At 63.5% G+C, this 12,545-nt stretch carries 12 protein-coding genes; 11 read left to right on the forward strand and 1 reads right to left on the reverse strand.

All coding sequences use genetic code 11. From position 1 onward, the window contains the following. Positions 1–1,833, forward strand: coding sequence for a penicillin-binding protein 2 (mrdA, locus tag RIN56_19210; GenBank protein MDR7868930.1), 1,833 nt, complete (start codon positions 1–3; stop codon positions 1,831–1,833). Between the two features lie 50 nt (positions 1,834–1,883). On the opposite strand, the gene RIN56_19215 is transcribed toward mrdA, so the two are convergent. After that, on the reverse strand, positions 1,884–3,887 hold the full coding sequence (locus RIN56_19215; GenBank protein MDR7868931.1) for a molybdopterin-dependent oxidoreductase: 2,004 nt from the start codon (positions 3,885–3,887) through the stop codon (positions 1,884–1,886). A gap of 227 nt (positions 3,888–4,114) precedes the next feature. Here RIN56_19215 and RIN56_19220 point away from each other — a divergent pair, with 227 nt between their 5' ends. The 10 genes from RIN56_19220 to RIN56_19265 all read left to right on the forward strand — a co-directional run bounded on the left by RIN56_19220 (position 4,115) and on the right by RIN56_19265 (position 12,521). Continuing rightward, positions 4,115–4,315 (forward strand): KTSC domain-containing protein, encoded by a 201-nt coding sequence (locus RIN56_19220; GenBank protein ID MDR7868932.1) that lies wholly within the window; start codon positions 4,115–4,117, stop codon positions 4,313–4,315. A 101-nt stretch (positions 4,316–4,416) separates the two neighbouring features. After that, entirely contained in the window at positions 4,417–5,046 is a 630-nt protein-coding gene (minC, locus tag RIN56_19225; protein ID MDR7868933.1) for a septum site-determining protein MinC, read from the forward strand. Positions 5,047–5,062: 16 nt separating this feature from the next. Next, a complete protein-coding gene (gene minD / locus RIN56_19230; GenBank protein MDR7868934.1) occupies positions 5,063–5,863 on the forward strand; it encodes a septum site-determining protein MinD in 801 nt (266 codons plus the stop codon). A gap of 2 nt (positions 5,864–5,865) precedes the next feature. Beyond that, positions 5,866–6,147 carry a cell division topological specificity factor MinE gene (gene minE / locus RIN56_19235; protein ID MDR7868935.1) on the forward strand — a complete coding sequence of 94 codons (282 nt, stop codon included), beginning with the start codon at positions 5,866–5,868 and terminating at the stop codon, positions 6,145–6,147. 164 nt (positions 6,148–6,311) lie between these two features. Next, entirely contained in the window at positions 6,312–7,418 is a 1,107-nt protein-coding gene (gene rodA, locus RIN56_19240) for a rod shape-determining protein RodA (protein ID MDR7868936.1), read from the forward strand. Positions 7,419–7,429: 11 nt separating this feature from the next. Then, positions 7,430–7,873: a DUF3795 domain-containing protein gene (locus tag RIN56_19245; protein MDR7868937.1), complete on the forward strand. Its 444-nt coding sequence runs from the start codon at positions 7,430–7,432 to the stop codon at positions 7,871–7,873. A 295-nt stretch (positions 7,874–8,168) separates the two neighbouring features. Then, a complete protein-coding gene (locus RIN56_19250) occupies positions 8,169–8,900 on the forward strand; it encodes a M23 family metallopeptidase (protein ID MDR7868938.1) in 732 nt (243 codons plus the stop codon). Positions 8,901–8,904: 4 nt separating this feature from the next. Next, on the forward strand, positions 8,905–9,777 hold the full coding sequence (locus tag RIN56_19255; GenBank protein MDR7868939.1) for a M50 family metallopeptidase: 873 nt from the start codon (positions 8,905–8,907) through the stop codon (positions 9,775–9,777). A gap of 195 nt (positions 9,778–9,972) precedes the next feature. Continuing rightward, entirely contained in the window at positions 9,973–11,826 is a 1,854-nt protein-coding gene (locus tag RIN56_19260; GenBank protein ID MDR7868940.1) for a TIGR03960 family B12-binding radical SAM protein, read from the forward strand. Next, the gene (locus tag RIN56_19265; protein ID MDR7868941.1) at positions 11,823–12,521 is read left to right on the forward strand and encodes a TIGR03936 family radical SAM-associated protein; all 699 of its coding nucleotides are present in this window, start codon (positions 11,823–11,825) and stop codon (positions 12,519–12,521) included. The genes RIN56_19260 and RIN56_19265 overlap by 4 nt, the downstream gene beginning before the upstream one ends. The last annotated feature ends 24 nt before the right edge of the window (positions 12,522–12,545 follow it).

Consider the following 12,545-nt stretch of genomic DNA (forward strand, 5'->3'; position numbering starts at 1 on the left):
TTGCTAGCCAAACGCTTTGCCCACCGGCTCGATGTTCTCGGCCTGATCGTCATCCTCGTCTTCGTCGCGCTGGTCACCCGGCTGGGCTATCTGCAGGTGGTGCAAGGCAGCTACTACGGACGACTGGCTGACGGCAACCGCATCAAGCTTATCCCGATAATGGCTCCCCGCGGTACGTTTTACGACCGGAACGGGGTGCCGCTTGTTTCTAACCGGCCGGGGTTCACCGTCACCCTCGTGCCGCTTTCCGGCCCCATCCCCGACGAGGTCATCGTCAAGCTCGCCGGCATCCTCGGCATGGACGCGGCGGAGATCAAGGCCAAGGTAGATGCCCAGAAGGGCTCGTTCGAACCCGTCCGCGTCAAGTCCGACATCGGTCCCGACGTCGTCACCCGTATCGAGGAGCGCCGCCGGGAGATGCCCGGCGTCGTCATCGAGATCCAGCCCGTCCGCAACTACATCAACAACGAGCTTGGCGCCCATGTCTTCGGCTATGTGAGCGAGATAAGCGACACCGAACTCGAAAAACGCAAGACCGACGGCTACAAGACCGGCGACATCATCGGCAAGTTCGGCCTGGAGAAGGTCTACGACAAGGAGATTCGCGGCGCCGCCGGCGGCGGCCAGGTGGAGGTCGATGTCAACGGCCGGGCCGTCCAGGTACTGGGCAAGAAAGAGGCTGTCCCCGGCAATAACCTCGTGATGACCATCGACTACCGCATCCAGAAAGCAGCCGAAAAAGCCATCGACGAACATCTCGTCTTCCTGCAGACCAAACTGGGCAACCCCAATGCCAAGGCCGCGGCCGCGGTCGTCATGAACCCTCGGACAGGCGAGATCCTGGCCATGGTCAGCCGGCCGGCCTTCAACCCCAACCTCTTCAACGGCGGCATCTCCTCCAAGGACTGGAAGGTGCTCAACGACAATCCCTTCCACCCCATGGACAACCGGGCCATCTCCGGCGAATACTCCCCCGGGTCGACCTTCAAGATCGTCACCGGCACGGCCGCGCTGGAGCTCGGCAAGGTGACGCCCGAGGAAAAAATATTCGACTCCGGCACCCACTGGATCATCCCCAAGTCCAACGCCATGGGCGAGGCGCTGGGCTGGATCGACTTCAAGGAAGCGCTGACCAAGTCGGACAACGTTTATTTCTACGAGATGGGCAACCGCCTGGGTATCGACAACCTGGAGAAATATGCCCGCATGTTCGGCCTCGGCGCCTTCACCGGCATCAACCTGCCGGGCGAGTCCGACGGCCTGGTTGCCAATCGCCGCTACAAAGAGAAAGTCTACGGCGAGGACTGGTACTTATCGGAAACGTTCGACGCCGCCATCGGCCAGGGCTTCCAACTGGCCACGCCGTTGCAGATGGCCGTGGTTATGAGTCAGATAGCCAACGGCGGCCACCGTTACCGCCCTTACCTTGTCAGCAAGATCGCAGCTCCCAACGGCGATGCCGTTAAGCAGTTCACCCCGGAAGAGACGGGCAGCATCAAGATCTCCGACGGCACCCTCAATCTGATCCGCGAGGCGCTGCACGACGTCGGCCGCGAAGGCGGCACCGCCGGCTACATCTTCACCGACTTCCCCATCTCGATGGCCAGTAAGACAGGTACGGCCGAGAACTCCCACGGCGACGACCACGGCTGGTTCGTGGCCTACGCCCCGTTCGAGGATCCGCGCGTCGTCGTCGCGGTCATCGTCGAACAGGGCGGCTTCGGCTCGGACGCCGCTGCCCCGATCGCCAGGAAGATCTTCGAAGCGGCCTTCAATCTCAACCAGAAACCGGATGAGAGCGGAAAGATCTATAAGCCGAAAACCGCTTTGTAACAACAATAAGAAAGCCGGCCCGAGATATCTCGGGCCGGCCATTTCATTATTTACCCTGCTCGCACATTGACCTTCGTGTCGTAGAACGTGCTGCCCGCCGCGCGGTCGGTGAGGCGCTGCGAGGTGAGGGCATTGACGGTGCGGTCGCCGGGGGCGTCCTTGAGCCACCACACGCCTTCGGCCACCGCGACCCCGGCCGGGACGCCGGGCGTCACGCCGAGGATGAAGGCGACCTCGCCGCGGCTGTTGAAGGCAATCACCCGCTGGCCGTCAGAGAGGCCGCGCTCTGCGGCGTCCGCCGGGCTCAGCTTGAGGGTCATGGCCTGGCCGGCCAGGAGATCGGCGCGTTCGCAGAACGAGGAATTGAGCATTATCGGGGTAGGAGCGGTCATCAGCCACAGGGGGGCATCGTCGCCGTGGGGCGGGAGATAGCGCGGCAGCGGCTCGGGGTCGGTGGCGCTCAAAAGCTCGATTTTGCCTGAGGCGGTTTTGAAGGCGAGCTTGGCGTCCGCCGGCAGCGGCAGCTCGACGGCTTCGCCGGCGTTGAGGCTGGTCAGGTCGGTCTGCGCCAGCCACGGGGTGGGCTTGGCCAGCATGTCGTCGATGAGATCGTCGGCGCTGCGGGCGAAGACTTCGTCGGTGAAGCCCATGGCCGCGGCCAGCAGGCGGAAGACGTCCCAGTTGGCCTTCGCCTCGCCGACCGGCTCGATGACCGGGTAGGCGCGCTGGACGCAGTAGTGCCCGTAGGCGCGGTAGATGTCGCTGTGTTCGAGCGAGGTGGTGGCCGGCAGAACGATATCGGCATAGCGGGCGGTATCGGTCATGAACCGCTCGTGGACGACGGTGAACAGATCCTCGCGGGCCAGGCCGGCCAGCACCTTGTTCTGGTCGGGGGTAATGGCGGCCGGGTTGGAATGGTACACGTACAGGCTCATGACCGGCGGCGCGGCAAGCTCCGTCAGGGCTTCGCCCAGTTTGTTCATATTGACGATGCGGGTCGGCGCGGTGATGAGGTCTTCCCTGGTCACGCCCGCCGTATCGATCGCGCCGCCGGTGGCCAGGTTGCCGAGCAGGCCGCCGCCCCGCTTGGCCCACGCGCCCGCCAGGGCGGGCAGGCAGGTCACGGTCCGCACTGTCATCGCGCCGTTTCCGTAGCGGCACAGGCCGCTGCCGAGGCGGATAAACGGCGCTTTGGCGGTGGCGTAAGCGCGGGCCAACTCTTCGATTGTTGCCGCCGACAGCCCCGTGAGGGCGCTGACGGCCGCGGGCGGGTAGGCGGGCAGGATGCCGGCGGCGAACTCGTCGTACCCGTGGACGTGTTTGGCGATAAAATCTTTGTCGACTAAGCCGTCGCGGGCCATGACATGCATCATCCCCAGGGCGAGAGCGGCGTCGGCGCCCGGCCGGGTGAGGAAGACGCGGTCGGCGAGCCGAGCGGTGGGCGTTTCGTATGTGTCGATCAGCCACACGCGAGCGCCGCGCTTTTTGGCCTCGCGCACGCTGTGGAGAAAATGGATGTTGGTGGCGACGGCGTTGAGGCTCCAGAGAATGATGAGGTCGCTGTCCATCGCCTCGTCGGGGTGCATGGCAAGGGTGTTGCCCATCACCGTTTTCCAGCCGACGTCCTTGGAAGAGGAGCAGATGGTCCGCTCCAGCCGCGAGGCGCCCAGGCGGTGGAAGAAGGCGTGGCCGACGTTGCGCTGGACGAGGCCCATGGTGCCGGCGTAGGAGTAGGGGAGGACGGCCTCGGCGCCGTGGGCGGCGATGATCTCCCGCCAGCGCCCGGCGATGCGGTCGATGGCTTCCGGCCAGGAAATCGGCCGGAACTCGCCGGCTCCCTTGGGGCCGGTGCGCAGCAGGGGCCGGGTAAGGCGGTCCGGCGAGTGGACGGTTCGCTCGTAATGGGCCATCTTCGGGCAGAGCGCGCCGCGGGTGAAAGGATGGGCGGGGTCGCCGGCCACGGCGGTCGCCCGGCCGTTTTCCGCCGTAACCAGCAGGCTGCACGTGTCGGGGCAGTCGTAGGGACAGACGGAGCGTTTGCTTTCGCTTGCCATGCTATCTTCTCCCTCTGGCTTGTTATTATTTATACTCTTATCTTACCACGGCGCGGCGGGGGGGACAATCGCGCCGACGGGCCGGCGGGGCGGGATTTTCGCGGATTATTTGCCCCCCGTGGGAGTTATTGGCAGGAGAAACGGCATTTGACGAGAAAAATCATATCAAGGCCCGTTGCGGGGCCGGACGACAAATGAAAGGCGGCATGCCCATGCGCGGAACAACAGTGAAGTCTAACCTGCGTTCTGTCCGCTACGATGCCGAAACCAGGGTTCTGGAAGTGGAGTTCCACGCCGGCGGCCTGTGCGAGTACCACGATGTTCCCCTCGTGGTGTACGAGTCGCTCATAACCGCCGTCTCCCGCGACGAGTATTTCGAAAAGCACATCAGGTTCCGCTTCCGCCACCGCCACATCTTCAAGATTTAGCGGCGTTTTCGGCCGCCATGTGAATAATTGGCAGGATTATCGGCGGGCGGCGCGAATTTACTGAAAGGTAGCAGTGTTATGTTATATACGAGGGTGGTTTTGTGGCCGCAAAGGGCGAAGATGTAGCCTTCAAAGGAGTAAACGGCGAGGTGCAGCTTGTCCTCAATACGGACGACTTCGCCGCCGCCTTGGAAAAGTTGGCCGCCAAACTGGCCGCCGCCGACGAGTTTTTCCCGCGCGGCACGCTGGTGAAACTGCCGTCCGCCCCCAGGCTGACCGCCGACGAAAAGCGCCGGCTCGCCGCCGTGCTGGGCGAGTTCGGACTGGCCTGCGCGCCGGAAATGCCCGCGGACCGCGAGGAGGCGGAGGACGCCCCGGCTGCCGCGGAGCGGGAAAGGTACGAGATAAACGCCCTTGTCGTCGCCAGAACGGTGAGGAGCGGCCAGAAGGTCGTCCATCCCGGCTCGGTGGTGGTCATCGGCGATGTCAACCATGGCGCCCAGGTGATCGCCGGCCGGGACATAATCATTCTCGGCGCCTGCCGGGGAGTGGCCCACGCCGGCGCGTACGGCGACGAGACAGCCACCATCACCGCGGGCAAGATCGTCGCCACCCAGCTAAGGATCGCCGGGCTGATCGCCAGGGCGCCCGATGAACCGGACAAACCGTCTTGCATCGAGACGGCCCGCATAAAGGAAGGCAATGTTGTCATCGAGCCAGCCAACAGATAGGGAGGAATCTTGGTTTATGGGCGAAGTAATCGTAATCACCTCCGGCAAGGGCGGGGTAGGCAAGACGACAACCACCGCCAACCTCGGCACCGGGTTTGCCCTGATGGGCAAGAAAGTCGTCCTTATCGACGCCGACATCGGCCTCAGGAACCTCGACGTCGTCATGGGGCTGGAAAACAGAATCGTCTACGACCTTGTCGACGTCACCGAAGGCAACTGCCGCCTCAAGCAGGCCCTCATCCGCGACAAGCGCTACGAGACGCTGTACCTGCTGCCGGCGGCCCAGACGCGCGACAAGAACGCCGTCAGCCCCGACCAGATGCAGAAACTCTGCAAGGATCTGGCCCAGGACTTCGACTATGTGCTCATCGACTGCCCGGCCGGCATTGAGCAGGGCTTCAAGAACGCTATCGCCGGCGCCGATCGCGCCGTTATCGTCACAACTCCCGAGGTCTCGGCGGTGCGCGATGCCGACCGCATCATCGGGCTGCTGGAGGCCGAGGGCAAGAGCAACCCCAAGCTGATCGTCAACCGCATCCGGCCGCATATGGTCAAGAAGGGCGACATGATGGACATCGACGACATCATCGAGATCCTGGCCGTCGACCTTTTGGGCATCATCCCCGAGGACGAGTACATCGTCATCTCCACCAACCGGGGCGAGCCGGCTGTGGTCAACCCGGCCTCGGCGGCCAGCACCGCCTACAAGAATATCGTCAGGCGGATGATGGGCGAGAACGTGCCGCTGATGTCGCTGGAGGCGGCCAGCGGGTTCTTCGGCAAACTGAAAAAAATCTTCGGCTTCAAGGAGGGATAAGGGTGTTCGACCTTTTGCAGAAGCTGTTCGGCAAGGAAACGTCCAAGTCCAAGGATATAGCCAAGGAGAGGCTGCGCCTCGTCCTCGTCCACGACAGGGTCAACGTGTCGCCGCAGTTCATGGAAGTGCTCAAGGAAGACATGATCAAGGCCATCTCCAACTACATGGAGATCAACGAAAAGGATATGGAGGTCACCCTCACCCAGACCAACACCTCGCAGGTCGCGCTGGTGGCCAACATCCCCGTCAACAGGATGAAGCGGGGCGCGTTCCCCGCGGAATAACGCAAAGCTGTTTATTGAGTCCAAATGCGTCGCATAGCGATGGCGCCCCGGCAGGCGGACTCTCTAAACAGCTTTCGATTTTCTGCGCATTCTTTCCAACTGGACTGGGCGGATATTAACGGCTATAATATATAGGAATACACTCGGAAGGTTAGGGTAAACCCATGCTCAGCCGCCGCCTCCTGAAAAACCTGGATTTCACCGTCATCACCGTGACGGTTCTTCTTGTTCTTATCAGCCTCGTCATCATCGGCAGCGCCACCCATATAAACACCTCCGGCGAAGACCGCTACTGGTTCGTACAGCGCCAGGGACTGTTCGCCCTCGCCAACCTGGCAGTCATCTTTATCCTGCTGCATTTCGACTACAAAGCGCTCGGCAAGTACGCCAACATCCTGTACGCCGTCAACCTTGTAATGCTGCTGGCGGTCATGTTCGTCGGCCAGTCGGCCCTCGGCGCGCAGCGCTGGATCCAGATCGGGCCCATCAGCCTCCAGCCGTCCGAATTCGCCAAACTGATAATGATAATCTCGCTGGCCCACCTGCTGGAGAAACGGCAGGGCCGGCTCAATACCTACAAAGACCTGGCGCCCATCTTCGTCTTCGTCGGCATCCCCTTCCTCCTGGTGCTCAAACAGCCCGACCTCGGCACCTCGCTCGTTTTTATCGCCATCCTGTTCGGGATGCTCTTTATCGCCGGCATCAAGATGAAGCACCTCTTCACCATCATCGGCGCCGGCCTCGCTTTCATGCCGGTCTTCTGGCACTTTCTCAAAGACTATCAGAAGATGCGGCTGACCGTCTTCCTCGACCCCAACGTCGACCCGCTCGGATCAGGCTACCATATCATCCAGTCGAAAATCGCCATCGGCTCGGGGATGCTGTTCGGCAAGGGGCTGTTCGCCGGCACGCAGAGCCAGCTCAACTTCCTGCCCGAGAACCACACCGACTTCATCTTCGCCGTCATCGGCGAGGAGTTCGGATTCGCGGGGTCGTTCGTCATCCTCACCCTCTACCTCATCCTCCTCTACCGGGGGGTCAAGGTCGCCGGCGAGGCCCGCGACAGCTTCGGCATGCTGCTCGCCACCGGCATCACCTCGATGCTCGCCTTCCACGTGCTGGTCAACATCGGCATGACCGCAGGCATCATGCCGGTCACGGGCATCCCGCTGCCCCTCATGAGCTACGGAGTCAGCTCGCTCACCACCAACCTCGTCAGCATCGGCATCCTGCTCAACATATACATGCGCAGGCAGAAGATACTCTTTTAGGGAGTGATCGCGTGGAATACCGGGACGCAGTAGCCCGCCTCGCCCCATGCGGCCTGGACTGCAACCGCTGCGCCGATTTCCGGCGCGGCGAGATCCAGGCTCTGAGCGCGCGGCTGAAAGAGCTGCTCGGCAACTATCGGCGGCTTGCCGCCATGAAGGCCGCCGGCCGGCCCGAATTCGCCGGCTACGACCAGTTCGCCGCCGTGCTCGATTCGTTCGCAGCCGCAGCCTGCAGCGGTTGCCGGGGCGACAACGTAACCTGCCCGCTGGACTGCACCGCCAAGACCTGCCACAAGGACAAAGGGGTGGATTTCTGCTTCCAGTGCGGCCAGTACCCCTGCGACAAGCAGTTCGACGGCAAGCTCCGCGACCGCTGGCAGACGATCAACGACCGTATGCGGGAGATCGGCCCCGCCGCCTACTGCGAGGAACAGGGCAAGCTGCCGAGATATTGAAAGACGAACCGGGGTGCAAAGATGCACCTCGTTTTTTTTTGCATCTCTGCTCCCGTACTTTCTAAGTACAGGCTAAGGCCGTTCAGAAGCGTCCAGATGCAAGGCGCACCGGAAAAGCGCGCCGCGCCGCGTACTTCGGGACGTACGCAAGCAAGCGCTTTGAGGAGCAACGCCGCAGATGGGCGGTTATCAACGGCCTTTAAGCTTGTGCACTTTTTTGTTATGTTTTTCTGCCTTCCGTCATATACATGCAAGTAGAGAACGCGACGTCTTGGTGGGGGGCGGCTGAAGAATCATGGCCAAACACTGGAACGCCAACTGGGGAAACCATCGCCGGGAGCCCAGGGATCCCTGGCAGCAGCGGGAGGACGGGGGCAGCTACGGCTGGCTGCGGCGCACCGTGGCCGCGCTCCTGCTGTTCGCCGTCGTCTACGCCGCCCAGGTATCGGATACGGCGGTGGGCCGCACGGTCACCGACGCGGTGAAATACACACTGACAACCGAGACCGATTTCACCTATCTGGCGGACAAAATAGCGGGCTACGCGCCGGTCAACATGGATATATCGGTCTTCAAGCGCCTGGGTGGAAACGTAACCAAGCCGGCCGACCCTTACCTGTACATGACCAAACCGGTCGACGGCAAGGTTGTCGCCCCGTTCGGCTGGCAGATCCACCCCGTGCTTAAGCAGGAAGTGATGCAGGAGGGGGTCGGCCTGGAAGCCGCGCTGGGGTCGCCGGTCAGGGCCGCCGCCGCCGGGCGGGTCAAGGCGGTCGCCGACAGCGCCCGTTACGGCAAGGTGCTGGTCGTCGAACACGGCCGGGATATCGAGACCGTTTACGGACACCTGGGCGAAGTTCTCGTCAGGGAAGGGGAGACGGTCAGCCAGGGCCAACTGGTGGCCAGAGTGGGCAAGACCGGGATGACGGCGGCGCCGCTCCTGTACTTCGAGGTGCGGGAGAAGGGCGTGGCGGTCGATCCGCTGCCGAGGATAACGGGCGGGGCCGACAGACGGGAAGGGAAGTGAAAGCTTGCGGGCCGGTAAGGTTGCAGGCGTTCAGCTGATATTCAACAACTGGTTTCTGGCCCTCATCGCCCTGTTCGCTTTTGCCGGACTGGCCGGGAAAGCCCTGGCCGTATTTGCCGCGGTGCTGTGGCACGAAGCGGCGCACGCCGCTGCCGCCGCCGCGCTCGGCTACCGGGTGCGGGAAATCGAGCTCCTGCCCTTCGGGGGCGTTGCCCGCATCGAACAGGCGGATACGGCGGGGGCGGCGAGCGAAATCATAATGGCGGCTGCCGGACCACTTGCCAGCCTGGTCCTGGCGGCCGCCGTCTATTTGTCGCGACCCGCTTTCCCGGCCCATGCCCTGTGGCTAGATTTCTATTGCCAGGCCAACCTCATGCTGGCGTACTTCAACCTCCTGCCTGCCCTGCCTCTTGACGGCGGCCGCATCCTGCGCGCCCTGCTCGCGCTGCGCTGGGACTGGGGCGAAGCCACGACGGCGGTGGCCGGCCTCGGCAAGCTCCTGGCCGTAATCCTGTCGGTCGCCACAGGGGTGGGGCTGTGGCAGACGGCCACCGTAAACCTGACCTTCCTTGTCGCCGCCGTGTGGCTGTTCTTTGCCGCCCGCGCCGAAACGGCGGCCGCCGGTTTCCGGGCCATGCGCATCCTGGCCCGCAAGAAAGCCGAACTGACCGCCCGCGGCGTCATGCCGACCGTCCACCTCACCGCCCTGGCCACCGTCAAGGTAAGCGAGGTCGTGCGGCTGTTCGGCCCCGAGCAGTACCACGTCGTCCTGGTGGTGGACGGCGATTGCCGCCTCCGGGGCGCCCTGACCGAAACCGAGGTCTGGGAGGGATGGCCCGGCCGCGGCTTCTCGTCCCGTATCGGGGATTTTTTATGAGCCGATGCAGGATTTTCCCCTGCGGCGGGAGAACAACAAAAGACGCCTTTCCCTAAGTATTCCAGCGCTTGCCGGCAAGATTGCCCGCACGGTGAGCGTTCCCCTATGGGAAAAGCGCGATATGGGAATAATAGCTGTAACTGGACAACGACACACGGCAGGCTGCTTTTGGACAACCTGCCCGCGGAGGATACGATGATAACAATTCCCCCCGCCGTTTTGAGCCGGGTCGCCAAGCCGGCCCGCTACACCGGCCATGAGCATAACAGCGTCGTCAAGGACCCCGCCGGGGTCGACGCCGCCTTTGCCCTGGCCTTCCCCGACGTCTACGAGGTGGGCATGTCCCACCTGGGCCTGAAGATCCTCTACCATATCATCAACCGCCGCCCCGACGCCGCGGCGGAAAGGGTGTACGCCCCGTGGCCGGACATGGAGGCCGAGATGCGCGCAGCCGGCATCCCGCTCCACACCTTAGAGAGCTTCCGGCCGGTGGGCGAGTTCGACGTCGTCGGTTTCACCCTCCAGTACGAGCTCAGCTACACCAATATCCTCAACATGCTCGACCTGGCCGGCATCCCGCTGAAGAGCGCCGACCGCGGCGAGGGCCACCCGCTTATCATCGCCGGCGGGCCGTGCGCCTTCAACGCCGAACCGCTGGCCGACTTCATCGACTTCTTCGTGCTCGGCGAGTCGGAAGAGGCGGTCGACGACGTGGCCGCGGCCGTCGCGGACTGGAAGAAGGCCGGCAAGCCCGGCGGCCGGCGCGGTTTCCTCGCCAGGGCGGCCGCCATCCCCGGCGTCTACGTCCCGGCTTTCTACGACGCCGCCTATAACGCCGACGGCACCCTGGCCGCCGTAACCGCCAACCACCCCGCCGCTCCCCCGGTCGTCACCAAACGCGTTGTCGCCGATCTAGAGCAGGTCGCCTATCCGACCAAACCGGTGCTGCCTTTCCTCGAAATTATCCACGACCGCATCATGCTCGAGCTTTTCCGCGGCTGCACGCGCGGCTGCCGCTTCTGCCAGGCCGGCGTCCTCTACCGCCCGGTGCGCGAGCGCAAACCCGAAACGCTCCTCCGGCTGGCGCAGGAGCTTGTCGACAACACCGGCTACAGCGAAATATCCCTTACCTCGCTCAGCTCGGCCGACTACTCCTGCCTCAAAGACATCGTCGGCCGCCTTATCGACCAGTTCAAGGACCAGGGCGTGAGCGTGTCGCTGCCCTCGCTCAGGATCGACAGCTTCTCCATCGAGCTCGCCCAGGAGGTGCAGAAGGTCCGCAAGAGCGGCCTCACCTTCGCCCCCGAGGCCGGCACTCAGCGCCTGCGCGACGTCATCAACAAAGGCGTCACCGAAAAAGACCTCGAAGAAGCGGTCGGCGCGGCCTTCAGGGCCGGCTGGTCGGGGGTCAAACTCTATTTCATGATCGGCCTGCCCACCGAAACCGACGACGACATCAAAGGCATCGCCGCCCTCGCCCGCCGCGTGACCGATATCTACCGCGAGGTGAAGGGAAAACGGGGCGCCAAGGTATCGGTCAGCGTTTCCTCCTTCGTGCCCAAGCCCCATACCCCGTTTCAGTGGTACGGCCAAAACGACATGGCCGAGCTGGAACGCAAGCAGCAACTGCTGAAAACGCTTTTCAAAGACCGCAGCGTCTCCTTCAGCTGGCACGACGCCCACGTCAGCTTCCTCGAAGCCGTCTTCGCCCGCGGCGACCGCCGCCTGGGCGAGGTGCTGCTCGCCGCCTGGCGGCAGGGGGCGAAATTCGACGGCTGGTCCGAGTACTTCAAATTCGCTCTGTGGCAGGAGGCCTTCCGCGAGGCGGGCGTCGACCCGCATTTCTACGCCGGGCGCGAACGGACCGCCGACGAAGTTCTGCCCTGGGACCACCTCAGCGCCGGCGTGGACAAAGCCTTCCTTGAGCGCGAATACCGCCAGGCCCTAGATGCAGCCCCGACCGCCGACTGCCGGCGGGGCGACTGCAGTGTGTGCGGCGTCTGCCAGGGGCTGGGCGTCGACATCATCGACTGGGGGGCATCGTCATGAGCGTCAAATACCGGCTGGCGATCACCAAAGGCGAAGCGGTCCGCTATGTATCCCACCTCGACTACATGCGCTCCATCGAGCGGGCCGTCAGGCGGACCAAACTGCCGGCCGCCTATTCGGAAGGTTTCAACCCCCATATGAAGATCGCCTTCGCCTCGGCCCTGTCGGTCGGCGTGGCCAGCGAAGCGGAATACATGGATATCGAGCTGACGGGCGACGTGGATCCGGCCGCCATGGGCGAAGCCCTGGCGAGCCAGCTGCCTCCCGGCATCGCCGTGGGGCGTTTCAGGCAGATACCCGCCACCGGATACCCCGCCCTCATGGCGGTCGTCAACCTCGCCGCCTACCGCATCAGACTGCCGCTGCCCGCCGGGACGGCCGGCGACGCCATAGAGGCTATTGGACGCTTCAACGCCGCGGCTGTCGTGACTTATATCAAGGAGAATCCCAAGGGCAAAAAGGAGATCGACGTCAAGACCTATGTCCGTGAAGTCGCGGCGACTCCCGTCGCGGACGGCCTGGAGCTCGCCGTCGAGGTCAGAATTACCCCGACCGGCAGCATAAAGCCGACCGAAGTGATAAAGGTGCTTGTAGAAAAATTTGGCCTGCCCGCCGATCCGGACACCGCGCTCGTCACCCGCACCGGCCTTTTCGTCGCCGACGGGAACAGCCGCATTTCACCACTGGATATTTAGCGGGAAGCCAAGGGAGAAAGGGAA

It is taken from the genome of Sporomusaceae bacterium, assembly GCA_031460455.1.
In the GTDB taxonomy this organism is placed as follows: domain Bacteria; phylum Bacillota; class Negativicutes; order Sporomusales; family UBA7701; genus Anaeroselena.